The sequence below is a fragment of the Bradyrhizobium sp. JR3.5 genome, from assembly GCF_054057015.1.
This window is the reverse complement of sequence record NZ_JBSRYV010000002.1, coordinates 5,512,581-5,536,142: the sequence shown is the minus strand read 5'-3', so window position 1 is coordinate 5,536,142 and position 23,562 is coordinate 5,512,581. Positions and strand designations below refer to the sequence as shown.

Genomic DNA, 23,562 nt, shown 5'->3' with positions numbered 1-23,562 from the left:
AAGTGGCTCCCAATCCTGCGACATCTTGGCACGCAAGTTGCTAAGATGGGGTGGGATCGGCCGGCAAGAACACCGGCCAAAAACAGGGGGAGTTCATGTCGACCATCGCAGCGGAAGCCACAGTTGCACGCAAGCCGCTCTACACATCGCTGTTCGTGCAGGTGCTCGTTGCGCTGCTGCTCGGCATCATCATCGGCATGGCCGCGCCCGATTTCGCGATCGGGTTGAAGATCTTCAGCGATGCCTTCCTGAAGCTGATCTCGATGATCGTGGCGCCGATCGTGTTCTGCGTGGTGGTGCACGGCATCGCGGGCGCCGGCGACCTCAAGAAGGTCGGACGCGTCGGCGTCAAGGCGCTGGTGTATTTCGAGGCGATGACGACGGTCGCGCTCGTGGTCGGTTTGATCCTGGCCTACCTGTTCGGGCCCGGTCACGGCATGAACATCGATACCTCGACGCTGGACGCCAAGGCGCTCGGCAACTATGCCAGCAACGCACAGAAGCTGAAAGGCGAAGGCATCGGCAGCTTCCTGCTCAACATCATCCCGACCACCTCGTTCGACGCGCTGTCGCGCAACGACGTGCTGCAGGTCCTGTTCTTCGCCATCATCTTCGGCGTCAGCCTGGCGCTGGTCGGCGGCGAGAAGGGCGAGAAAATCACCTCGTTCATCGACGCGGTCTCGACCGTGCTGTTCCGCGCCATGGGCCTGATCGTGCGCTTCGCGCCGATCGGCGTGCTCGGCGCCGTCGCCTACACGGTCGGCAAATACGGCGTCGGCTCGCTGAAGCAGCTGCTGTCGCTGGTGGCGCTGTTCTACGTCTCGGTCGCGATCTTCGTGCTCGGCGTGCTCGGCGGGGTGATGGCGCTGGCCGGCATCAACATCCTCAAGTTCCTCGGCTACCTGCGCGAGGAACTGATGATCGTGGTCGCCACCACATCCTCCGACGCGGTGCTGCCGCAGGTGATGCGCAAGCTGGAGCATTTCGGCGTCAAGGATTCGGTGGTCGGCCTCGTGATCCCGACCGGCTATTCGTTCAACCTCGATGCGTTCTCGATCTATCTGACGTTGGCGGTCGTCTTCATCGCGCAGGCGACCAACACGCCGCTGTCGTTCGGCGACCTGCTGCTCGTGCTCGGCGTATCGCTGATCACGTCGAAGGGCGCGCACGGCGTGCCGGGCTCGGCGATCGTGATCCTGGCGGCGACGCTCAATGCGGTGCCGAGCATCCCGGCGATCGGCCTCGTGCTGGTGCTCTCGGTTGACTGGTTCATCGGCATGGCGCGCGCCGTCGGCAATCTGATCGGCAACTGCGTCGCCACCGTCGTGGTCGCGGCTTGGGAAGGTGACCTCGACCGGGACAAGGCCCGGCGCGTGCTCGAAGGCACTGACGCGGTCGACGTCACCGCGGGCTGAGCCGTGCGACACCGGGCCGGCGGCGTCCCGCGCATGGCGCCGGCCTACTTGATGAGCCGCAGATACGGCGGCAACTGCCTGGTCGCCGGTTCCTGCACCGGCTCGTCCGACGCGATCATGTCGCACAGCGCCTTCAACTCGGAATCCGTCACCTTGTGCAGCTCCATCCGAAGCTCGAGGATGGCAAGGGACAACAGCCGCGCCGTCTCCGTGTTCGCCCGGTCAGTCAGAAATGCCTGACATTCTTCCAGGGTTGCCAGCAGCGCCAGCAACCGTTCTTCCGTATTTGCGACCGGCATATCTTCCACTCCCGAAGCCGCGAGGTAGAGTCGAGGTGTTCCCCTCTTCCGCTTCATTTGGCCTCTCCTGCCAGAGTTCGCCGGCTTTCCGTAGGCGCACAATTGTTCCCGATGATTCAGAACTTTTAGGCAATTGTCCAGCAACATTCCGAAAGCCTGACTTGGACTTACGTCAAACTTTTCGTTCTCGCGGCGATTCAGTCAAGCAACCGCAGACCCTCGCCGCGACCTCAGGGTGCACTAGCTGGGGTTGCATCCATACTAGGACGCTCGTACAATATTGGCTTCCCGTAAAACTACGGGAGCAGTGCAATGCGGCCCAGTAAGCATGCGCGCAAAATCTGTGTCGATCAAACTCGCGCTAGTTGTGGTTTGGTCAATATTTTGCCAAATGTAGAGGGCGGGGTGTCGACAGACACCTTGGTGCGGTCGACTACAGGTAGTCGACCGATTCGGTACTTGGGTGCTTCCAATCTGCATGTGCGTTTGGATACCATCCCGCGATCTTCTTGGATTTCGTCGTTCAGACGAACTGACGATCCACTCGAGCTTAACGCGGTACATCATGAACGTGTCCCTGACCCGACCGGGCCAGGGATTCTCGATTTGAAGGACGGGTCACAAGAATGAACAGATCAGCAGCAAAGAAGATGAAGCAGCGCAGCGCCGGCAAGCCGGACATTGAGTTGGGCAAGCGGATTCGTCTGCGCCGTGTCGAGCAGAAGATCTCGCAAGCGGAGCTCGGCGACAAGCTGGGCGTCAGCTTCCAGCAGGTTCAGAAGTACGAGAAGGGCGTCAACCGTGTCGGCGCCGCCCGCCTTCAGCAGATCGCGAGCGCGCTGGACGTGCCGGTGACCTTCTTCTACGACGGCGACAACAAGGCCCGCGAAGTCGAGAGCCTGCTGTTCCTCGACAGCGCGTTCAGCCTCCGGTTGCTGCGCGCCTACAGCAAGATCAAGGATCAGACCGTGCAGCGCCAACTGGTGTCGCTGATGGAATCGATCGCCGCCAACGAAGACTGAACGGCAGCACGGGTACGATCGCGAGACCGCGAACGCGATCGACCAGGGCGAGCGGATCGGCCGCGACCGGTCATTGGGATCGCCACGCGCCGGTCGGACCGGGAAGATATCGAAGCGCTGCCATCGGCGATGGCAGCGCTTTTTCTTTGATGGCTGCGGGCTCTCAAGGCTTCGTGATCCAGGCGCCCGGCTGCGCATGTGCGCCGGCCGTTCCAGTTCGCGCTCCGGCTGTGCATCTCATGCAGCGCATGCGAGCGCGATCCGTCGCCATTCTGTCGCGCGGCCAATTGTCGCCCGCGCACGAAGCGACCTCACAACTCCCGCATTTGCTGCGTTGAACCGGCGTCGCCAGAACCAAGTGCACGCGCCTGGCTTTTTTGTCGCAGCAACGAAGCGGCCACACGGACGTTTTCAGGCTTCAACCAAGGAGATCTCAATGAATATCAAGCTTGCCGTTATTGGACTGGCCGCGCTCGGAAGCGCAGCGTTGATGTCCGGTGCGGCATCGGCGATGCCGAACGGGCTTCCGCAGGCCAGCCACATCGCAGGCGAAACGTCCAATGTCGACAAGGTGCGCCAGGTCTGCGATCGGTGGGGCCGCTGCTATTGGCAACCGGGCTACGGCTACGGACCGCGCCATCACGGATGGCATCATCGTCCGCACTTCTACCCCCGCCATCATCATCACGGGCACCGTCATCACGGCGGACATCATGGTGGCGGCCATCATGGCGGCGGACATCACGGCGGACACCGGCGCTAATCGTCAGCGAGGGGGCTTTGGCCCCCTCACCTTTTTTGTACTAGAGCGCCGCCAGCACGGCCTTCGCGACATCGGCGGTGCCGTTGCTGCCGCCGAACTCGAACGGCTTGATGCCGCCGGCGTAGACCTTGTCGACGGCGCGCTCGATGCTTTCGGCGGCTTCAGCCGCGCTCTCGAGACCGTGCTTGTCGGCGAGCCAGTCCAGCATCATCGCGGCCGACAGGATCATCGCGGTGGGGTTGGCCTTGCCCTGCCCCATGATGTCGGGCGCCGTGCCATGACACGGCTGAAACACGGCGTAGCGGTCGCCGATATCGGCCGACGGCGCCATGCCCATGCCGCCGATCAGGCCGGCGGTGAGGTCGGACAGGATGTCGCCGAACATGTTCTCGGTCACCATGACGTCGAAGTCCCAGGGGCGCTTCACCAGCGCAGCCGCAGCCGCGTCGATGTAGAGATGATCAGCCCTGACGCCAGGATGACGCTTCGCGGTCTCGTCGAAGATGCTCCGGAAGAATGCGAACGCCTTGAACACGTTCGCCTTGTCGACGCAGGTCAGCCCGCCGCCGACGCGGCGGCGCGCCTTGCGGCGTTCGGCAAGCCGGAACGAGAACTCGAACAGCCGCTCGGAAGTCCGGCGCGTGATCACCATGGTCTCGCGCGCCTCGCTGTCGGTGACGACACCCTTGCCCATCGAGGCGAACAGGCCCTCGGTCGATTCCCGGATCACGACGAGGTCGATGCCCTTCTGATCGGCACCGACGATCGTGCTCGGCACGCCCGGGATCAACCGCGCGGGCCGCACGCCGGCATAGAGATCGAAGATCATCCGCAATTCGATCTGCGGCGCGATCTCGGTGTTATCAGGGTAGCGCACCGACGGCAGACCGCAGGCGCCGAGCAGGATCGCATCGGCCTCCTCGCACAGCCGGATCGTGCTCTCCGGCATCGACTTGCCGGTCTCCTTGTAATGGCCAGCGCCGGCCGGCGCCTCGGTGAAGCGGAATTTGAGGCCGGCCGAGGCCTCGATCTTGCGCAGCACTTCGAGCGCCGGCGCCATCACCTCGGGACCGATGCCGTCGCCACCGAGAACTGCGATGTGGAGTGCGTCGTTGGCGGACATAGGACTCCTCAAGACATCTGGAAAAAGAGCCACCTGTCATTGCGAGGAGCGAAGCGACGAAGCAATCCATGTCTCAGCAAGCGGAGGGCTGGATTGCTTCGCTTCGCTCGCAATGACGATTACGGCGTCAGCACGGCGCGGCCCACCAGCTGGCCCTTCTGCAGATTGCTCAGCGCCTCGTTCGCCTTCGCCAGCGGCATCGGCGTGACCGGGATCGCCGGAATCTTCTTGGTCCGCACCAGGTCGAGCAGCTCCTGCGTCTCGCGCAGATTACCGACATAGCTGCACCTGGATGGTGACCGCCTTGATCGGGATCAGCGGCAGCGCCCAGGGTGCGCCACCGCCGAACAGGCCGACCATCACGAGCTTGCCGCCCTTGGTCAGGCAGTCGAAGCCGAGCTGCGCGGTCTGGGCGTTGCCGACCAGGTCGATCGCGGCGCGGATCGGCTGCCCCGCCTTCTTGATGAGCTGCTCCAGCGCGTCGGGCGCCTTGCCGTCAACGGTTGCGAGCGCACCGGCGGCCTCGGCCGCTTCGCGCTTCCTGGCGTCGATATCGACCACGATCGCGCCCTTGCCGCCCATCGCCTTCAACAGCGAGAGCGCCATCAGGCCGAGACCGCCGGCACCGAAGATCACGATTGGCGTGTCGAGATCCTTCTCGACCTTTTTCAGCGCACTGTAGGTCGTGACACCAGAGCAGGCGTAAGGCGCAGCCGTAACCGGATCGAGCCCCTTGAGGTTGAGCAGATATTTCGGATGCGGCACCGTCATGTGATCGGCATAGCCGCCCGTCGCAATAGACGCCGAGCGCATTCGGCTTGATCGCGCACATGTTCTCGTCGCCGCCGAGGCAGGTCGGGCATTTGCCGCAGCCGAGCCAGGGATAGGCCAGCGTGACATCGCCGACCTTGAGGCCGCCCTTGTCGGCGTCCTTGACATCGGGCCCGAAGGCGATGATCTCGCCGACCGTCTCATGGCCCATCGTGCGCGGCAGCGAGACGCCGCGGTCCTTCAGTGACAGCGGCTTGCGGCCATGGCCGAGATCATAGCCGCCCTCCCAGATGTGCAGATCGCTGTGGCAGACGCCGGCGGCCTTCACCTTGATCAGCACCTGCGTGCCCGATGGCTGCGGCGTCGGCTGATCGACCTCTTTCAAGGGGGCGTTGAAATCGACGACCTGAAAACTCTTCATCGCTGTTCTCCCGAAACTTGTTCTTGAGGCGGACCTTGCCACGCCTGCCCGCCCGGGACAAACGCTCAAGACCCCATTTTCGAGCAAGCCGCCATGCAGCTCGCGCGAATGCCAACGCGTCACTGTTCAGAGGCGTGACTATTCAGATCAGCGGATGATGGCAAGCCGCGAACTGGCCGGGCGCAACCAGACGCAGTTCCGGCACCTCGCGGGCACAACGCGCATCGGCCCGGGGGCAGCGGGTGCGGAAGCGACAGCCCGACGGCGGCGCGATCGGCGACGGTGGCTCGCCGACCGGCACGCTCTGGGTCGGCCGGACATCCGGATCGGGCACCGGAATCGCTTCGATGAGCAGCGCGGTATAAGGATGCGCCGGCTGTGCAAACAGTTGCTCCGATGGACCAACCTCGCAGAGCCGGCCGAGATACATCACCGCGACGCGATCCGAGACCGCCTTCACCACGGCGAGGTCGTGGGCGATGAACAGCAGGGTCAGGCCGTAACGTGCCTTCATCTCCTCCAGCAGATTGAGGATCTGCGCTCGGATCGAGACATCGAGCGCGGACACCGGCTCGTCGCAGATCACGAATTCCGGATTGAGCACCAGCGAGCGGGCGATGCAGATGCGCTGGCATTGTCCGCCGGAGAATTCGTGCGGCAGGCGTCCGCTCACCAGCGCGGGGTCGAGCCCGACCGCCGACAGCGCCTCGCTGACGCGCCGCCGGCGTTCCTCGGGATCCTTGACGCCGGCGATCACCAGCGGCTCGGCGACGATGTCGCCGATCCGCCGCCGCGGATTGAGCGAGGCGATCGGGTCCTGAAAGATCAACTGCACGCGCCGGCGCATCTTGCGCAGCGCCTCGCCCTTCAGGGTGGTGAGGTCGTGGCCGTCGAACAGCACCTTGCCGGAGACCGCCTGGCGCAATTGCAGCACGGCGCGGCCGAGCGTGGACTTGCCGCAGCCGGATTCGCCGACCAGCCCCAGCGTCTCGCCGCGCGCGATCTCGAGGCTGACATCGGAGACGGCATGGATGGTCTTGCCCCCCACCGAATATTCGACGACGAGGTTTTCCACTTTCATCAGCGGATTGGATGCGGCCTGCAACATCATGCGCCACGTCCCGCCGCGATCGGATGGAAGCAGGCATAGAGATGCTCTAATGTCTCCGCCGGACTGAGCTCCGGCTTCTCCGTGCTGCAGCGCCCGGCCGAATAGCGGCAGCGCGGCGAGAACGAGCAGCCCTTCAGCGGCCGGGTCGGATCGGGCGGCCGCCCCGAAATCGCCGGTAGCGGCGTATGCGGCGGCACGTCGAGCTTCGGCAATGCGGCGAGCAGCGCCTCGGTGTAGGGCATCCGCATCTGCTTGAACAAGGCCAGCGTCGGCGCGCGCTCGACGACGCGCCCCGCATACATCACCGCGACCTCGTCGGTGCGGCCGGCGACCACGCCGAGGTCATGCGTGATGATGATCATCGCCATATGACGGCGCTGCTGCTCGCGCGCCAGCAGATCCAGGATCTGCGCCTGGATCGTGACGTCGAGCGCGGTGGTCGGCTCGTCCGCGATCAGGAGCTTCGGCTCGCAGGACAGCGCTACCGCAATCGCGACGCGCTGGCGCATGCCGCCGGACAGCTGGTGCGGATATTGCGTCAGCCGCTGCTCGGGCGCGGGAATGCCGACCCCCGTCAGCAGTTCGATGCTGCGCTGCCTGGCCTGGGCCAGATCGAGCTCGAGATGCTCCTGGATGGTCTCGATCAGCTGGGTGCCGATGGTCAGCACCGGATTGAGCGAGGTCATGGGATCCTGGAACACGACGGCGAGCGAGCGGCCGCGTAGCTTGCGCAATTTCTCCGCCGGCAGCTTTGTCAGATCCTGCCCTTCGAACATCACGCGGCCGGACAGCTTGGCCTTCTTGGGTAGCAGTTGCAGGACGGCCCGCGACAGCATGGTCTTGCCGCAGCCGGATTCTCCGACAATGCCGAGCGTCCTGCCGGCGCCGACGACGAGATCGACATGATCGACCGCCCGCAGATTGCCGCGCGGCGTCGGCAGGTCGACCACCGCGTTCTCGACCGAAAGCAGCGCACCGCTCATAGCGCACCTTGCCTCGGGTCGGTCAGCGCGCGGATGGTGTCGCCGATCAGGTTGAAGGAGAGCACGGTCAGGAACATCGCAATCGCCGGAATGAAGGCGAGCTGCGGCGCCACATCGAGACTTTCGCGCCCCTCCCCGATCATGCTGCCCCAGCTCGAGATCGGCGGCGGCACGCCGAGGCCGAGGAAGGACAGCGAGCCCTCGACCACGATGGTGACGGCGACGCCGAGCAGGAAGAAGGCGAGCAGCGGCAGCATCACGTTGGGCATCAGCTCGCGCAGCAGGATCCGTGCATGCGTGGCGCCGAGCGCCTGCGCCGCGATGACGAATTCGCGCCGTGCCAGCGTCAGCGTCGACGCCCGCGCCACCCTCATGAAGGCCGGAATGCCAAGCACACCGAGGATGCAGGTCAGGTTGAAGATCGACTGGCCGAGAAAGGCGGTGACCGCAAGCGCCAGGATCAGCGGCGGGAATGCCAGCAGCACGTCCATGCCGCCGACCACGAAGGATTCGAAACGACCGCGGAAATAGCCGGCGAGGATGCCGAGCGCGCCGCCGATGGTGACACCGATCATGGGTGCGCAGAGGCCGACGATCAGCGAGATGCGGGCGCCATAGATCAGCCGCGACAATTCATCCCGGCCGAGGCCGTCGGTGCCAAGCCAGTGCTCGGCCGAAACCGGCGCCCGCCGCTCCAGCATGTCCATGTCGGTAGGGCTTGGCAGCGGCAGCAGGTCGGCGAAGATCGCGACCGCGAACACCAGCACCATCCAGCCGATCGCGCACCAGAACAGCATGCCGAGCCCGCGCCTGCGCCGCACCGGCGTCGCTTCGGTCTCGTCGAGGCTGAGCTCAAGCGTGGCCATGGCGGATCCTCGGGTCGAGCACGGCGTAAAGCAAGTCGACGATGAAGTTCATGATCACGAAGCCCGCCGCGACCAGCAGCACCACGCCCTGCAGGATGATGAGGTCGCGGGTATAGATCGCGCCGACCAGGAGACGGCCGATCCCGGGCAAGGCGAAGATCGTCTCGACGATCACGGCGCCGCCGATCAGGCGGCCGATATTGATGCCGGTGATGGTGACGAGCGTCAACGACGACGGCTTCAGCGCGTGCACGAACAGGATGCGCGACGGCTTCAGGCCCTTGGCCTTGGCGAGCGCGATATAGTCCTCCTGAAGCGCCGCGATCATGTCGGAGCGCAGCACGCGCATGATGCCCGGCCATTCCGCAAGCCCAAGCGTCAGCGCCGGCAGCACCATGAAGCGCAGATTGGCGACCGGGTCCTCGGTGAACGGCACGTAGCCGGTCGCCGGCAGCCAGCGCAGCTCGACCGCAAACAAATAGATCAGCAGGATCGCGGACAGGAAGGTCGGCACCGACAGCAGTCCGAAGGCCGAGCCGGTCATGAAGCGGTCGAACGCGCCGCCGGCCTTGGCGGCGCAGGCGATCGCCAGCGGCACGCCGATCGCAAGCCCGATCAGCTCGGCGAAGATCATCAGCTCGAACGAGACCGGCACGCGCTCGCTGACCGCCTGCCACACGGTCTGCCCGGTGCGGAACGACCGTCCGAAATCGCCCTGCAGGATGTGCCACAGCCAGCCGAGATAGCGCAGCCAGATCGGCTGATCGAGCCCCATGTCGTGACGCAGCGCCGCGACATTTTCGGGCGTCGCCTGGTCGCCGAGGATCACATAAGCGAGATCGCCCGGCAGCAGCGACGCGATCACGAAGGTCAGCACCGAGACGGCGATCAGCACCGGCACCAGATAGAGGAGCCTGCGCGCGACGAAGAACAGCATGAAACGCTATTCCTTCCAGGCGTAGGAGACGTCGAGCACCCCGTTGAACATCTTCGGCACGCCCTTCACCTTCGCGCTCGAGATCGCGTAGTAGGTGTTCTGGAAGGTCCAGAACCAGATCGCCTCCTTGTTGATGAGGCGGCTGATCGCGCAATAATCTTCGGTGCGCCTGTCGACGTCAGCGGTCGAGCGCGCGTGCTCGAGCAGCCGGTCGAGCTCCGGATCGGAGTAGTCGAGCAGCCGGTCGAGCTCCGGATCGGAGTAGTTTGCCAGCGCCACCGGGCTGCCGGTATGGAAATTGGCGTACATCTGCGGATCGGGATCGGCGAGGTCGACGATGCGCCAGGGCGTCAGCTGGAACTGGCGCATGAAGGCACGCGGCACGATGGTGGCCTGATCGACCTGCTCGATCTCCATGTTGGCGCCGACCCGTTTCCAGAGCTGCTGCATCACCTGGCCGACGGTGCGGCCGCGCGGCGTCGCCGAGATGATCATCTTGAAATCGACCGGCTTGCCGTAGTCCTTGATGAGGGCCTTGGCCTTGTTGACGTCCTCCGGCAGCGCGCCGTCATCCTTGCACTTGACCCAGGAGCCGTCGCCATAGGGATTGGTGGCCGGCCGCGCCAGACCGTTGGTGATCGCCTGCGATATCTTCTTGCGGTCGAGTGCCATCACCAGCGCCTGGCGCACGCGGACATCGTCGAACGGCGCGGCCTTGGTATTGAACGCATAGACCTGCGCGCCGGAGCCCGCATAGGAATGCACGGTCAGGCTCTGGTCCTTCTGCGCCTTGACGATGTTGTCGGCGTCGTATTCATCGTCCCAGATGACGTCGGCCTCACCCGATTGCAGCGAGGCAAAGCGCGATTGCGCGTCGGGCAGCGGCTTCAGGATGATACGATCGAGATAGGGCTTGCCCTTGTCCCAATAGTCCGGGTTCTTCTCCAGCACCATGCGATCGCCGGCGTTCCAGGATTTCAGGATGTAGGGACCGGTACCGACCGGGTTGCGATTGTAATCGTCGCCCTTCGTCTTCCACGCGGTCGGCGACTGCATCACATTGTTGGAACTCTGGATCGATTGCGTCGCCGGGAAGTTCACCGCCGGGTCGCTGAAATTGTAGCGCACCGTCAGGTCATCGACGACGTCCACGCTCTTGATGCTGGTAATGTAGAACGCGCAGCGGCACTTGTTGGCCGGATCCTTCTGGCGGTCGAAATTCTCCTTCACCGCCTGCGCATTGAACGGCGTGCCGTCGTGGAATTTAACGCCGGGCCGCAGCTTGATGGTCCAGGTCTTGAAGTCCTCGGAATGCTCCCAGGACAGCGCGAGCTTCGGCTTCGGCTCGCCCTTCTCGTCGAGCGTCATCAACGTGTCGAAGATCGAGGCTGCCGCAGTGTTGGCCGATGTATCGTAGACGCCGACCTTGAGCGGGTCGAAGCCCGGAATGTCCAGCTCCTGGCCGACGGTGAGCGTACCGCCCTGCTTCTGCGCATGGGCCGGTGCAGCGAACGCCGCTGCACCTAATCCCGCCACAAGAAATATGCGCGCAACTGCGCGCGCGCGCCCGGCCAGCTTCATCGATGCTCCCTCCCGAATGGGCGACGTCCGGTGTTCCGGATCGTCGTACGTTGGGAGGCAGCTTGTCCGGAATCGCCGCGCGCGACAAGACCGTAAAACGGATGAAAAGCCGCAGGCAGATCACGATGCGATCACGTGGACCCGCATCATGATCTCGTCTAGCTGTTTGAGCACGATCCTTCGGGAAACCGGCATCCCCTTTGCGCCAACGCGGCCCTCCGGGTCCGGATCATGCTCTAGCTGCGCGCCGTCTTTGCCGGTTGCGATGCGAAGCCAGCGATCTGATCGTCGGAGAGCCCGATCTCCTTCAGATAGGACAGTGTGTGCTCGCCGAGCGTCGACATCCGCTTGCGCGCGCCGACCGCAGCGCCGGACATCCGGAACGGCAGATTGAGCACCTTGAAGCTGCCACCGCCGTCCTCGACCTCGGCCAGTGCACCGCGATGGGCGATTTGCGGATCGGCGAGCGCCTCGCGCACGGTGCGATAGGCGGACGACGGCACGCCATATTCATTGAGCGCGGCAAGACAGGCCTGCGTGCTGACCGCGCGCGACCACGCCTCGACGCCCTCCATCAGATCCGCCCAATTCTCCCGCCGATCGGAATATTTGGCGAAGCGCGGATCGGACACCCATTCGGGCCGGCCGATCACCTGCATCAGGTTCTGGAACGTCTTCTCGCTGGCGATCGCCACCATCACGTAGCCGTCGGTGGTTTCGATCGGGCCGAACATCGGCCGCTGGGTTTGCTTCACTTCGAATTGCGACCACTGCAACTCGTTCAGGGTCAGGCTCAGCATCGATTCCAGCATCGAGACGTCGATATGCTGGCCCTTGCCGCTGGCACCGCGCTGATAGAGCGCCGCCGAGATCGCGCCGAAAGCGTAGACCCCGGTCAACACGTCGGCGTGATAGATGCCGCAATAATCCGGCCGGCTGCGGCCCGGCTGGTAGGCGAGATGCGCCATCTCGTAGCCTGAAGCGGCATGGATCACCGGCGCGTAGGCCGGCAATTCCGCCGACGGGCCGGTCTGGCCGTAGCCGGAGATCGAGCAGAAGATCAGCTTCGGATTGATGTCGCGGATCGAGGCATAGTCGAGCTTGAGCCGGCGCATCACGCCGGGGCGGAAATTCTCCACCAGCACGTCGGGCGGTCGCGATCAGCCGGCGCACGGCTTCGACGCCGGCCGGCGACTTCAGGTCGAGCACGAGGCTGTTCTTGCCGATATTGAGCTGGCCGAACGCCGTCGAGCAATGGTTGCGCACCGGCGGTCGCGTCCGCATCGTCTCGCCCTCGGCGGGTTCGATCTTGATCACCTCCGCGCCCATGTCGGCGAGCATCCGCGTGCAATGAGGTCCGGCGATCGTGGTCGAAAAATCGAGCACGCGAAGGCCGTCAAAGCTCCGTGTCAAATTCCCCTCATCGTCGGCGGCTATTGTCGTTGCCAAGGCTTCCTCCAGCTTCGTCGCTGCCGTTGTTCGGCGTCGCGAGACCCTAAAGTGAGCCGCCCTGACAGGAAAGCGTCTCGTCCAGACCGGGACCGCGGGCCGTCTTGCATTTTACTCAAAGGCAGATTGGACCCGATCTTGCATAGCCCTGTCACGGGCTGGAACGAGGGCGCTTGTTGAAGGTCTTATTCGTCACGACCGAGATGGACGATTTCGTGCGCGTGGGCGGGCTCGGTGCCGTTTCCGCTGCACTTCCCCGGGCGCTCCGGTCCTGGAGCGACGTCAGGATCATGCTTCCCGGCTACCGGGATGTGGTCGAACAGTTCACTCATATTGAAATCGTTGGACAATGCGAGGCCCTCGCCGAGATGCCGGCGTGTACGCTCGGGCGCGCATCGACCAAGGACGGGCTGCCGGTCTATGTGCTGTTGTGTCCGCAGCTCTACGACCGGCCGGGCAATCCCTATGGCGACGAGTCCGGCCGCGACTGGCCCGACAACGACATCCGCTTCGGCCGCTTTGCCTCCGCCGCTGCCGAACTTGCAGCCGGAACGCTGGACAAGAATTGGGCAGCGGACCTCGTTCACGCCAACGACTGGCAGGCCGCGCTCACACCCGCCTACCTCGCATGGCGCGAGGCACGGATTCCGTCGATCCTGACCATCCACAATCTCGCCTATCAGGGCCTGTTTCCGAAGGACTCGCTGCGGCGGATCGGCGCACCGGAAAGCTCATTCCACATCGACGGGCTGGAGTTCTACGACAAGCTGTCGTTCCTCAAAGGCGGCCTCGTCTACGCCTCGCATCTGACCACGGTCAGCGCGACCTATGCGAAGGAGATTACGACCGCGGAGCTCGGCTGCGGGCTGGAGGGCCTGCTGCGCGTGCGCTCCGACGCCGACCAGCTGACCGGCATCCTGAACGGCATCGACGAGAGCTGGGACCCGCGCCACTGCGCGCAGCTCGCGCAGCCGTTCGGCGCCGGCGACTGGAAGGGCAAGCAGGCCAACGCCGACTATGTCCGCCGGCAATTCGGGCTTGCGGTCTCGCGTGGACCGATCTTCGGCCTGGTTGCACGGCTGGTGCATCAGAAGGGCGTCGACCTCGTGCTGTCGGCCGCCGACCAGATCATCCGGGACGGCGGACAGATCGTCGTCACCGGCAGCGGCGAGCCCACGATCGAGGACGCACTTGTGGCCGCGCATCGGCGCCGGCCCGACGCGATCGGCGTGATCATCGGCTTCAACGACGCGCAGGCGCGCCGGATCTTCGCCGGCAGCGATTTCACCCTGATGCCGTCGCGCTTCGAGCCCTGCGGCCTCAGCCAGATGTATGCGCAGCGCTTCGGCTCGCTGCCGATCGGCCACCAGACCGGCGGGCTTGCGGAGACCATCGTCGACGGCGAGACCGGCTTCCTGTTCTCGCAGCCATCGGCGGAATCCTTCCTCGGCGGCGTCAGGCGCGCGTTCGACGCCTATCGCGCCAAGGATCGCCTCAACGCCATGCGCGCCAGCGCGATGGCCAAGTCCTACAGCTGGGACCTGTCGGCCGCCTGCTACGGCGCACTCTACAAAAAGCTGATCATGCCGCGGGCGGTGGCGTAGGCCGCCTGCCTCGCAGGTTTGAGAGGTCGGGCCGCTCCGGCGTCCCAAGTAACAATCGGGTCATTTCAGCGAACCTTTCGTGCGATCGAGTCGCCCCATGGCTACCTGCCCGGACGACGGCGCATATGTGTCATTGCCACTGACGGACTTTTGGCAAAACCCGATCGCGATGGAGGAACATCATGGACGTCAACGAGGAGCGTCTTAATTCATTCATGGGAAAGATGATTGGCGATGTCGGCGCGGCGATGAACGCCTCGCTGATGCTGCTGGGCGACAAGCTCGGGCTCTACAAGGCTCTCGCGCAGCAAGGGCCGATGAATGCGGCGGCGCTGGCGAAGGCAACAGGGACAGCCGGACGTTATGTTCAGGAGTGGCTCTCCGCGCAGGCGGCTTCCGGTTACGTCGAGTACGACAGCGCAACCGGAAAATTCTCGATGCTGCCCGAGCAGGCGCTTGCGCTCGCCGACGAGGAGAGCCCGGTCTTCCTCGGCGCCGTGGGAAGCCTTGTCGGCGCGACATTTCTCGACGAGCCGAAAATTACCGACGCGTTCAAGACCGGCAAGGGCGTCGGATGGAACAAGCGCAGCGAGTGCCTGTTCTGCGGCACGGCCCGGTTCTTCCGCACCAGCTACAAGCACTATCTGGTGCAGGAATGGCTACCGGCGCTCGAGGGCGTCGTCGACAAGCTGACGAAGGGTGCGGTTGTCGCTGACGTCGGCTGCGGCCACGGCGTGTCGACCCGGTTGATGGCGGAGGCGTTTCCGAAATCAACCTTCTACGGCTTCGACTATCATGACGGCTCGATCCAGGCGGCGCGGATGGCTGCGAAGGAGGCGGGATTGTCGGACCGCGTTCATTTCCAGACGCATTCGGCCAAGGACTTCCCGGCCAACAAGTATGACCTGGTGTGCTTCTTCGATTGCCTGCACGACATGGGCGACCCGGTCGGCGCGCTCAAGCACACCCGCTCCACCCTCGCCGACGACGGCACCTGCCTGCTGATCGAGCCGTTCGCCAACGACCGGCTGGAGGACAACCTCAATCCGATCGGGCGCGTCTACTACGCAGCGTCGACGATGATCTGCACGCCAGCGTCGCTGGACCAGGAGGTCGGGCTTGCACTCGGCGCGCAGGCCGGCGAGACCCGGCTGCGCGAGGTGGCGCGCCAGGGTGGCTTCTCACGTTTCCGCCGCGCGGCGGAAACGCCGTTCAACCTGATCCTGGAAGCTCGTCCGTAACAGCGGACACGCGATCGGACGGCGGTGTCACGCCGCCGTCCGACGCTCAGAGTGCTGTCTGATCCCGCGGCAGCGCCCTGCTACCAATCCTGTTGCGATTGCCAGTAGTACTGGCCGCCGCGCCGGCGCGGATTGGCGGACTGAGGATTGCCATAATACGGGGAGCCGTATTGGGTCGGCGCCTGAGGATTGCCGTATTGGGGATAGCCGTATTGGGTACCAGACTGGGGATTCCAGCTGCGCTGAGAGAAGAAGCCGAAACCGTCCCCGTCCCCGCTCGCAACCATGTCGTCGGTTTCCATCGGCCTGGTCGGCTTGCGCGTGATGAAACCGCCCTGGGGCTGGTTGCTCAGCACGGCGACGAACTCGGTGCGGTAGTTGGTCTCGGCGCTCAGCGGCTCGTCCGAGATGATGATCGATGAGCGCGGCACGGCGGTCGGCGCGATGCGATCCAGCACATCCTGCGGGATGGTGACGCGGTCGAGCGCGTTCTTGGCGTTGTCACCGTCGTCGATCGTCACCTCGGTCCAGCGCAGGCCGGTATCGTTACGCGCCATCGCCGTGAAGATATGCGTGCCGATCGGCTGGTCCGGATCGCGAATCGTGACGGGAACCTCGATGCTTGAATCGAACACCTCGCCGCCATCAGCCCATGGCTTATGGGTGTTGCGCCGGACGTAAAGCTTCTGCGTCGCGCGGCTGATGTAGACAGAGACCGGCTCGAGCGCGAGCTTCGCTTCTGTCGCTGCCTTCTGGGTATCGACCTTCTTGGTCTCGGCCGCCTTGGCGGCGTCCTTCGCAGCCGCTGCGGCGTCAAGCTTCGGCTTGGCATCGCTCTGGGCTGCCTCGAACTGCGAGGTCGCTTCGGCGGCCTTGGCGGCGGCCTTCTGCTTCAAATCCTCGGCGCGCGCCTTGGCCTGGTCGGTCTTGGCATTGGCGAGCGTCTTGTCGGCGAACGCGAGTTCGGCGTCGGTACGGGTCTTGGCCCTTTCCAGCTTGCGCAATGATGCCGGCGTGAACAGTGCAGCTTCCTTGGTCGCGGCCACGGAAGCCTTCTTTGCCTCGTCGGCCAGCTTGGCGGCATCCGCGGCCTCGCGGGCGAGTTTCTCGGCACGCGCCGGAGCAGCCGCGATGGCCTGGGCGTTCGGCACGAACAGTGCCGGATGGGTGAAATCCTCCGGGGCCGGGTCGTTCGGCGCGATGATCACCCGCATCCCGATCCGGGTCCTGTCGAACAGCTTCTCGGCGAAGTCGTAGGGCATCCGCACGCAGCCGTGCGAGGCCGCATAGCCGGGCAGCGGGCCGCCATGCAGCGCGATGCCGTTCCAGGTGATGCGCTGCATGTTCGGCATCCAGGGCATCGTCATAAAGGGTCGAATGGTGGTCCTTGTCCTTCTCGATCAGCGCGAAGACGCCGGCCGGCGTCTCGCGTCCCTTGACGCCGCTCGACACCGGCGCGCGGTAGATCCAGCCGTCGGCGTCGTAGAAGGTCACCTTCTGGGCTTTGATCGACACGATCGCCATGATCGGCTCGCCCGCGGCGCGCGGCGCGGTCGCCTCGACCGTCGCCGCAGGGCGCTGCTGCTTTGCCGCAGCGCCGCCGGTCAATGACGCAAGTGTGACTATCGCCGCGAAAGTCACAAAGGCGGGAGGCCCCCAACGCCGCATTGCTCGGGTGATTTGCGCCGTCGTCGTTCGATTTTCCATGCCATTCCTCGGTCGAAATGCCTGCCCGCGCTGCGTCGACCCCTACCAGATCACGATTTTGGATTGATTAATCCACGGGACTATCGGCTCGTTCCGCCAGCAAATCACTCATATATGACGGCGCATGCATGAGGAAGGGCGCCGCGGGGCCAAACCTGCCTGCGTCATGCCCTCCGCCGCGTCTCCGGCATCACCAGCCAGATCATGAACAGCCCTAGCGCGGCGACGCCGGCCAGGCCCATGAAGGCGGTGCTGCTGCCGAGCTTGTCGCTGACAAAGCCGGCGAGCACCGTGCTGAGCGACGCGCCGATGCCGACCGCGGTTCCGACAATGCCCTGCGCCAGGTTGAAATGGCCGCTGCCGAACGCCACGTCGGCCACGATCAGCGGCACCATGACGCTGAAGATCGCCGCGGTGATGCCGTCGAAGATCTGCACCATGACCAGCAGATAGGGATCCCGCACCGTTGCGAACAACAGGCCGCGGATCACGAGCGAGGCGAATGCGATCAGCAGCAGAGGCCGGCGGCCCCAGGCCTGGGCCTTGCGGCCGACCGACGGCGAGCACAGCGCGACGATCGCCTGCGGCACGATGATGCAGGCGGCGATCAGAACCGGCGCCCATTGGCTCGACCGTGTCGTGACGACGCCCGCCATCAGCGGCAGCATCGCGGCATTGGCGAGCTGGAACAGCATCATCGCGCCGGCAAAGATCAAGAGCGACCGCTGTCGCACCAGACCGACGATACTGGTCGCTCGTTTGTCGGGAATCTCGCGCTTCACCTCGCCGTGGGCCTGCGCGATGTCGATCTCGCGCTCGCGGATCCGCGCCAGCGACAGCAACGTCGGGATCGCGAGCAAGAAGGTCACGAGAAACACCGAACGGCTCGACAAGAAATAGCCGCAGGCGCCCATCAGCGCCGCGGCCGAGCCGCTGCCGAGCGAAGCGAAGCGTGCATTGCGGCCGAGCCGCTCGCCGATCGCGAGCGGCCCAACCAGGCCGAGGCTGATCGCGGCGATCGCCGGACCTAGTACGCAGCTTGCGAGCGCGTGCAGTGTGGCGGCGAGCGTCACCACCGGAAAGATCGGCCAGAGCGCGTAGGCCAGCGCGGCGGCGCCGATGGCGGCCACCGCCCAGCCGGCGACGACCCGCTCCGAGCGCGCCGCATCGACGATCGCGCCGCCGGGCACCTGGCCCAAGAGGCCGATGATGCCGCCGATCGAGAGCACGAAGCCGATCTCGACCTGGGTCCATTTCTGCGTCGTCAGATAGACCGCGATGAATGGGCCGAAGCCGGTTTGCACGTCGGCCAGGAAGAAGATGAACCAGTCGAGCCCGCGCTGGCTTTCGCGCGACGGCATGCGCGGTTCCTCGGGACTGGGCTGACCGGGAACAAGCGGCACAATATTGGTGTCGCCGGCTGATCGCCCGCCACGATCGTCGCCAACCGTCTCGAAAGCAGAGTCCGGGCGCGCGACCAGCTTTAGCCCCCTAATGTTCGTAATCCCATGGATGAAGACTGCCGGCCGCGCCAAGCACGATCAACGGCGTATCTTCCTTGTATTCAGGCGCAGCGCTCACCTGCTGCTTGTTCAGGTCCAGCGTGATGCTGTCGCTCTTGCTGGAAACGCCGGCGAAGTGCAGTGCGTTCCAATCGACCACGATCTTGCGGCTGCCGACGCCCAGAAAGCCGCCGAAATCGATCACCGCGGCGCGGACCTTGCCGTCGCGGTCGACGATGACGTCGACAATGCGGCCCATGTCCTCATTGGCGGAACCGCGAACGTCGCGCCCGAGAATGCCGTGCGCATCGCGCGCACCGATCACGGTCACCGAAGGCGGCGGCGACGGCTCCTTGGAGGGTTCTTTGGCCTGCTCCTTCGGTGCGGCGGCTGCTGGCGGCGCAGGAGTTGCTGGCGGCGCCTGAATTGCTGGCGGCGCCTGGGCTTCGTCGTCGGCGGCGCGAACACCCGCGCATGTCAGCAGCACCGCTCCAACCAGCATCACCATGATCCTCGGACGCATATACCTCTCCCCGCGATTTTCCGGTGCGCGCGTGCCGTGCGAACGACGCTCAATGCGTCAGCACGATCGACACCTGGATCTGGCCGCGCGTGCGTAACACTTCGAGTGACACCTCGCCGTCGTGTCGCCGCAGCCGCAAATCGACGCTGGACGCGCCGAGCCTGAGGTCGCGCAGCACCACGTCGTTGAGGAATTCCGGCAGCCGCGGATCGCGCAAGCGGATCTCGCCGCGCCCGATGTCGAACTCCAACCCGAGCGCGGCCTCCAGCAGCGTGAACGGCGTTGCGCTTGCCCAGGCCTGCGGTGCGCAGGCCACCGGATAAAGCACCGGGCCGCGCCGGCGCTCGCGGCGGAAGCCGCAGAAAAGTTCGGGCAGCCGCCGCAGCTCCATATAGCTCGCGGCATCGAACAGGCCCTTGAACAGATGCGCGACCGAATGCTTCAGGCCGTAGCGGGCAAATCCGAGTGCGATCAGCGCATTGTCATGCGGCCAGATCGAGCCGTCGTGATAGGACATCGGGTTGTAGCGCGCCTCGCCCACGGCGACGGTGCGGATGCCCCAGCCCGAGAAGAATCTCTGGCTCATCAGGTCGGCGGCAACCCGTCGCGCGCGGTCTTCGCGCACCATGCCGGAAAACAAGGTCTGTCCGGCATTCGACGTGCGCACCTTGCACGGCCGCTTGGCGCCGTCGAGCGCGAGCGCATAGGTGCCGAGCTCCTCGCACCAGAACGCCGCCTCGAACCGCTCGCGCAGCCGCTCGGTCTCGGCTTCCAGCCGCGACGCCTTGTCCGCGAAGCCGAGCTTGCGCGCCGCACGGGCGGCAAGCTGCTTGCCGGCGAACACATAGCCCTGCACTTCAGCCAGCGCGATATTGCCCTCGGCAAGCGTGCCGTCGGCGTGGAAGATGGCGTCGAAGGAGTCCTTCCAGCCCTGGTTCCGCAGCCCCTCCTCGGTGGCGCGCTGATACTCGATGAAGCCGTCGCGATCGGGATCGCCCGGACCGTCGATCCATTGCAACCCCGCCTCCACCGCCGGCCACAACTCGCGCAACGTCTCCAAGTCGCCGGTGCGCTCCAGATAGAGCCCGGCGAGCAGCACGAACAGCGGCGTCGAATCGACGCTGCCGTAGTAATGCGCGAACGGCACCTCGCGCAGCGCGGCCATCTCGCCGCCGCGCATCTCGTGCAGGATCTTGCCCGGCGCGGCATCGGACAGCGGATCGACCGCCTTGGCCTGGAACAGCGCGAGCCGCTTCAACACGCCCTTGGCGATCCGCGGATCGACCCACAGCATTTGCAGCGCGGTGATTAGCCCGTCGCGGCCGAATGTCGTCGAATACCAGGGAATGCCGGCATAGGGGTAACGGCCCTGCGGCGTCTCCGTCATCAGCATGTTGAGATCGGCCATCGCCTGGCACAGCACCTCGTTGAAGATGTTGTTCGACGTCTCGATGCTGGCCGCGCCGGCCGTCGAATTTCGCATCTCCCGGCGATGCGCCAGGAGCCCGCGGAAGAACGGCACCGGCTTTTGCATGATCGGCTTGTTGCAGGACACCGCCACGAACAGCGACGTGACCCGGCCGGGCTCGAGGTCGAAATGATAGGTTGCGGCGTTGACCGACAGCCGGGTCGGCCGCGGGTCGAAATGCAGTGCGGTGATCCGCGTCTGCTCGTCGAGGCCGCAATATTCCAGCACGACGTCGGTCGGGCCGAGCAGCTTGCTCGAGCCGATGCCACGCCGCGGTCGCCGCTCGCCGCGCACCTCGAACAGGTCGGCAAAATCATTGTCGAACAGCAGCGTCAGATCGAAGCTCGCGATGTGTTCGCCGTGGTTCTGCAGGCCGATGCGCTGATAGGCGGTACCGCGCCACAGGAAGATCGAGCGCACGATGTGCAGCGTGTCCTTCTGCAAGGTCAGATGGCCGTCGCGATAGACGTCGGAATTGGTGAGATCGACCGTCAGCGCCGAATTGTCGTCGCGCATGTTGGAGCCGAGCAGCAGCGGCTGCACGTCCTCCAGCACCATTTCCAACCGCGCGAGGTAGCGCGTATCGGCGTTGAACAGGCCGTCCGGCCCGCCGGCCGAGGCGCCGATATCGCCATGGCTGTCGAGCACGATGAAAGTGTCGTCATGCTTGAGCGAGCGCCGCGGCCGCGCCGCGGGCCCGGTCATCGGAATGTAGAACGGCGATTCGGCGACGTGCTCAGTGATGCGAGCAGTAATGATCTGCGTGACGACGTCAGCTGCCATCTGAACCTCTGGCGACTTTGCTTGGCCCGACTCTTGGCCCGTATCTCGGCTCGAACGAACGCACCGGAACGCAACAACGCGCTTGATGACGCGGGGTCAGGCCGCGCTGGTGGAGAGGCGGCCCATCTCGCGCGCGACCAGGTCGCGGTAGGGACCCCTTCCCTTCACGAGGATATCGGGCGGACCGTCCTCGACGATCCGGCCGCCCTGCAGCACGAGCACGCGGTCGAAGCTGCGCAGCGTCGCGAGACGGTGCGCGATCGCCACCACCGTACGCCCGCGCATCAGTCGCGACAACGCCTCGCGGATCGCCTCCTCGGAGTCCGCATCGAGCGCCGCGGTGGCCTCGTCGAGCAGCAGGATCGGCGCGTCCTTCAGGAAGGCGCGCGCGATCGCGATCCGCTGGCGCTGGCCGCCGGAGACCTTGACGCCGCGGTCGCCGACGATGGTGTTCATGCCCTCGGGCAGGCCTTCGATGAAGTCGCAGCGCGCCGCGATCGCCGCCCGCCGCACCTCGTCGTCGGTGGCGTCCGGCCGGCCGTAACGGATGTTCTCCAGGATCGACCGGTGGAACAGCGAGATATCCTGCGGCACCACCGAGATCGCGGCGCGCAGGCTCTGCTGGGTGACGCGCGAGATGTCCTGGCCGTCGACCGTGATGTTGCCCTGCTCGACGTCGTAGAAGCGCTGCAGAAGGGTAAACAGTGTTGACTTGCCGCCGCCGGACTGGCCGACCAAGCCGACCCGCTGGCCGGGCTGGATGCGCAGGCTGAAACGCTCGAACACCTGCAAGCCGCCGGGATAGCGGAACGAGACATTGTTGAAGGCGATCGCCGCGCCGCTCTTCACCAGCACCTCGGCTTCCGGATGGTCCTTCAGCTCGTGCGGCTGCAACAGCGTCGCCAGCGCCTCGGTCAGGCGGGCGACATGCTGGGTGACGTCGACCAGCGCAACGGCGAGATCGCGGGTGGCGCTGAGGATCGAGATGCCGAGCGTGCAGACCAGCACGACGTCGCCGGTGGTCGCGGCGCCCTGCTGCCAGAGATTGAGAGCCCAGGCCAGCATCGCGATCGTCAGAATGACGGTCACGGCAGCGTGAACGAGACGAAGCTTTTCGAGATAGCGCAAGGAACGGCCGCGCGCCACGAGTTCCCGATTGACGGTCGCATCGAAGCGGTCGTGCTCGTAGCCGAGGCCACAGAACGCGCGCACCAGCGGCAGGTTGTTGATGACGTCGACCATTTCGCCGTCCACGGCCGCCGCCCTGTTGGCGAAATCGTCATGCAGCGGTCTGCCGGCGGCCGCCATGCGGAACATGGCCACGACCATGGTTCCCGCAATCAGGATCAGCACTGCTGACATTGTCACGCTGACGGTTCCAACCAGGGTGATCGCCGCGAAGGTGGCGATGCAAGGCGGCAACACATTCCATACGAACATGTTCTCGACGGTGTAGACCGCGTTCGACGTCGCCGTAATCCGGCTGGTCAGCATGCCCGGCAGCCGGTCCGTGAAATAGCTGGGCGCGTGGCCGGTGAGATGGCGGAACATATCGCGGCGAAGATCGCCGCTGACGCTGACGAAGGTGTAGCTCGCGGTCCAACTCGCGATCCGCCACAGGAAGTTGTCGGCTGCGATCAGCGACATGAGCAGAGCGAATGCCAGCCATACGCCATTCGCGGCCAACGGCCCTGCCGACAATGCGTCGACCAGATTCTTCACGCCGTATTGCGTGCCTACCGAACAGGCAACCGCCGCGACGACAGCCGATAAGATGACGACATGCGAAGGAAGCCGCCGACGCAGATAGCGCAGCACGAAGGGGAACGGGCGATGCGCATAGCCTGACAGATGGTCCATGACGTCCTGCGAAACCTGTTGAAGGTGAACGAGAAAGTTTTAGTCGAAGCTCTCGCGCACGATGACGTGAAGGGCGGCGGTGGGATTCCATGATGCAGCCATCACTGCGCGACAATTTTGCAACGCTGGCGTC

Annotated in this window: 17 protein-coding genes and 3 pseudogenes; 6 read left to right on the top strand and 14 right to left on the bottom strand. The window is 65.0% G+C overall.

What is annotated here, in order from left to right; translation table 11 throughout:
• The first annotated feature begins 95 nt into the window (after positions 1-95).
• Positions 96-1,415 (top strand): dicarboxylate/amino acid:cation symporter, encoded by a 1,320-nt coding sequence (locus tag ACVWW1_RS43370; protein WP_456660109.1) that lies wholly within the window; start codon positions 96-98, stop codon positions 1,413-1,415.
• A 44-nt stretch (positions 1,416-1,459) separates the two neighbouring features.
• Here ACVWW1_RS43370 and ACVWW1_RS43365 read toward each other — a convergent pair whose 3' ends face one another.
• Entirely contained in the window at positions 1,460-1,771 is a 312-nt protein-coding gene (locus tag ACVWW1_RS43365; protein ID WP_143046883.1) for a hypothetical protein, read from the bottom strand.
• 569 nt (positions 1,772-2,340) lie between these two features.
• Between ACVWW1_RS43365 and ACVWW1_RS43360 the strand changes: the two genes are divergently transcribed.
• Both ACVWW1_RS43360 and ACVWW1_RS43355 read left to right on the top strand, forming a co-directional pair.
• Positions 2,341-2,736, top strand: coding sequence for a helix-turn-helix domain-containing protein (locus ACVWW1_RS43360; protein ID WP_094194089.1), 396 nt, complete (start codon positions 2,341-2,343; stop codon positions 2,734-2,736).
• Positions 2,737-3,172: 436 nt separating this feature from the next.
• Positions 3,173-3,499, top strand: coding sequence for a hypothetical protein (locus tag ACVWW1_RS43355; protein WP_456660108.1), 327 nt, complete (start codon positions 3,173-3,175; stop codon positions 3,497-3,499).
• A gap of 40 nt (positions 3,500-3,539) precedes the next feature.
• Here ACVWW1_RS43355 and ACVWW1_RS43350 read toward each other — a convergent pair whose 3' ends face one another.
• The 8 genes and pseudogenes from ACVWW1_RS43350 to ACVWW1_RS43315 form a co-directional block, all read right to left on the bottom strand.
• Positions 3,540-4,622, bottom strand: coding sequence for an isocitrate/isopropylmalate dehydrogenase family protein (locus tag ACVWW1_RS43350; protein WP_456660107.1), 1,083 nt, complete (start codon positions 4,620-4,622; stop codon positions 3,540-3,542).
• Between the two features lie 119 nt (positions 4,623-4,741).
• Positions 4,742-5,814, bottom strand: a pseudogene (locus tag ACVWW1_RS43345) (alcohol dehydrogenase).
• Positions 5,815-5,956: 142 nt separating this feature from the next.
• A complete protein-coding gene (locus ACVWW1_RS43340) occupies positions 5,957-6,925 on the bottom strand; it encodes an ABC transporter ATP-binding protein (RefSeq protein ID WP_456660106.1) in 969 nt (322 codons plus the stop codon).
• Positions 6,922-7,908: an ABC transporter ATP-binding protein gene (locus ACVWW1_RS43335; RefSeq protein WP_456660105.1), complete on the bottom strand. Its 987-nt coding sequence runs from the start codon at positions 7,906-7,908 to the stop codon at positions 6,922-6,924. The genes ACVWW1_RS43340 and ACVWW1_RS43335 overlap by 4 nt, the downstream gene beginning before the upstream one ends.
• Positions 7,905-8,774, bottom strand: a complete 870-nt coding sequence (locus tag ACVWW1_RS43330) for an ABC transporter permease (protein WP_456660104.1) — start codon at positions 8,772-8,774, stop codon at positions 7,905-7,907. Before ACVWW1_RS43330 ends, ACVWW1_RS43335 begins: the two co-directional genes overlap by 4 nt.
• Positions 8,761-9,711, bottom strand: a complete 951-nt coding sequence (locus ACVWW1_RS43325; RefSeq protein ID WP_176532772.1) for an ABC transporter permease — start codon at positions 9,709-9,711, stop codon at positions 8,761-8,763. Before ACVWW1_RS43325 ends, ACVWW1_RS43330 begins: the two co-directional genes overlap by 14 nt.
• A gap of 6 nt (positions 9,712-9,717) precedes the next feature.
• Positions 9,718-11,292: an ABC transporter substrate-binding protein gene (locus ACVWW1_RS43320; protein ID WP_456660103.1), complete on the bottom strand. Its 1,575-nt coding sequence runs from the start codon at positions 11,290-11,292 to the stop codon at positions 9,718-9,720.
• A 236-nt stretch (positions 11,293-11,528) separates the two neighbouring features.
• Positions 11,529-12,633: pseudogene (locus ACVWW1_RS43315) on the bottom strand (CaiB/BaiF CoA transferase family protein).
• 284 nt (positions 12,634-12,917) lie between these two features.
• Here ACVWW1_RS43315 and glgA point away from each other — a divergent pair.
• Both glgA and ACVWW1_RS43305 read left to right on the top strand, forming a co-directional pair.
• Complete coding sequence (gene glgA, locus ACVWW1_RS43310; protein ID WP_456660102.1) at positions 12,918-14,345, top strand: glycogen synthase GlgA; 1,428 nt, start codon at positions 12,918-12,920, stop codon at positions 14,343-14,345.
• Between the two features lie 182 nt (positions 14,346-14,527).
• Entirely contained in the window at positions 14,528-15,586 is a 1,059-nt protein-coding gene (locus ACVWW1_RS43305) for a class I SAM-dependent methyltransferase (protein ID WP_456660101.1), read from the top strand.
• An 80-nt stretch (positions 15,587-15,666) separates the two neighbouring features.
• On the opposite strand, the pseudogene ACVWW1_RS43300 reads toward ACVWW1_RS43305, so the two are convergent.
• Positions 15,667-17,110, bottom strand: a pseudogene (locus ACVWW1_RS43300) (L,D-transpeptidase family protein).
• Between ACVWW1_RS43300 and ACVWW1_RS43295 the strand changes: the two are divergent.
• The gene (locus ACVWW1_RS43295) at positions 17,091-17,360 is read left to right on the top strand and encodes a hypothetical protein (protein WP_456660100.1); all 270 of its coding nucleotides are present in this window, start codon (positions 17,091-17,093) and stop codon (positions 17,358-17,360) included. The pseudogene ACVWW1_RS43300 and the gene ACVWW1_RS43295 sit on opposite strands and share 20 nt — an antisense overlap.
• A 97-nt stretch (positions 17,361-17,457) precedes the next feature.
• On the opposite strand, the gene ACVWW1_RS43290 is transcribed toward ACVWW1_RS43295, so the two are convergent.
• The 4 genes from ACVWW1_RS43290 to ACVWW1_RS43275 form a co-directional block, all read right to left on the bottom strand.
• On the bottom strand, positions 17,458-18,654 hold the full coding sequence (locus ACVWW1_RS43290; RefSeq protein WP_456660099.1) for an MFS transporter: 1,197 nt from the start codon (positions 18,652-18,654) through the stop codon (positions 17,458-17,460).
• Positions 18,655-18,784: 130 nt separating this feature from the next.
• Entirely contained in the window at positions 18,785-19,318 is a 534-nt protein-coding gene (locus tag ACVWW1_RS43285; protein ID WP_456660098.1) for a PRC-barrel domain-containing protein, read from the bottom strand.
• 49 nt (positions 19,319-19,367) lie between these two features.
• Entirely contained in the window at positions 19,368-21,569 is a 2,202-nt protein-coding gene (locus ACVWW1_RS43280; RefSeq protein ID WP_456660097.1) for an amylo-alpha-1,6-glucosidase, read from the bottom strand.
• A gap of 96 nt (positions 21,570-21,665) precedes the next feature.
• Entirely contained in the window at positions 21,666-23,429 is a 1,764-nt protein-coding gene (locus ACVWW1_RS43275) for an ABC transporter ATP-binding protein (protein WP_176532781.1), read from the bottom strand.
• Positions 23,430-23,562 lie beyond the last annotated feature (133 nt).

What these genes read in the sequence shown, in the direction of transcription:
- ACVWW1_RS43280 (WP_456660097.1), bottom strand. Translation starts at nt 21,569, where the DNA reads ATGGCAGCTGACGTCGTCACGCAGATCATTACTGCTCGCATCACTGAG.
- ACVWW1_RS43305 (WP_456660101.1), top strand. Translation starts at nt 14,528, where the DNA reads ATGGACGTCAACGAGGAGCGTCTTAATTCATTCATGGGAAAGATGATT.
- ACVWW1_RS43285 (WP_456660098.1), bottom strand. Translation starts at nt 19,318, where the DNA reads ATGCGTCCGAGGATCATGGTGATGCTGGTTGGAGCGGTGCTGCTGACA.
- ACVWW1_RS43320 (WP_456660103.1), bottom strand. Translation starts at nt 11,292, where the DNA reads ATGAAGCTGGCCGGGCGCGCGCGCGCAGTTGCGCGCATATTTCTTGTG.
- ACVWW1_RS43325 (WP_176532772.1), bottom strand. Translation starts at nt 9,711, where the DNA reads ATGCTGTTCTTCGTCGCGCGCAGGCTCCTCTATCTGGTGCCGGTGCTG.
- ACVWW1_RS43370 (WP_456660109.1), top strand. Translation starts at nt 96, where the DNA reads ATGTCGACCATCGCAGCGGAAGCCACAGTTGCACGCAAGCCGCTCTAC.
- ACVWW1_RS43355 (WP_456660108.1), top strand. Translation starts at nt 3,173, where the DNA reads ATGAATATCAAGCTTGCCGTTATTGGACTGGCCGCGCTCGGAAGCGCA.
- ACVWW1_RS43275 (WP_176532781.1), bottom strand. Translation starts at nt 23,429, where the DNA reads ATGGACCATCTGTCAGGCTATGCGCATCGCCCGTTCCCCTTCGTGCTG.
- ACVWW1_RS43340 (WP_456660106.1), bottom strand. Translation starts at nt 6,925, where the DNA reads ATGATGTTGCAGGCCGCATCCAATCCGCTGATGAAAGTGGAAAACCTC.
- ACVWW1_RS43290 (WP_456660099.1), bottom strand. Translation starts at nt 18,654, where the DNA reads ATGCCGTCGCGCGAAAGCCAGCGCGGGCTCGACTGGTTCATCTTCTTC.
- ACVWW1_RS43335 (WP_456660105.1), bottom strand. Translation starts at nt 7,908, where the DNA reads ATGAGCGGTGCGCTGCTTTCGGTCGAGAACGCGGTGGTCGACCTGCCG.
- ACVWW1_RS43365 (WP_143046883.1), bottom strand. Translation starts at nt 1,771, where the DNA reads ATGAAGCGGAAGAGGGGAACACCTCGACTCTACCTCGCGGCTTCGGGA.
- ACVWW1_RS43330 (WP_456660104.1), bottom strand. Translation starts at nt 8,774, where the DNA reads ATGGCCACGCTTGAGCTCAGCCTCGACGAGACCGAAGCGACGCCGGTG.
- ACVWW1_RS43360 (WP_094194089.1), top strand. Translation starts at nt 2,341, where the DNA reads ATGAACAGATCAGCAGCAAAGAAGATGAAGCAGCGCAGCGCCGGCAAG.
- ACVWW1_RS43350 (WP_456660107.1), bottom strand. Translation starts at nt 4,622, where the DNA reads ATGTCCGCCAACGACGCACTCCACATCGCAGTTCTCGGTGGCGACGGC.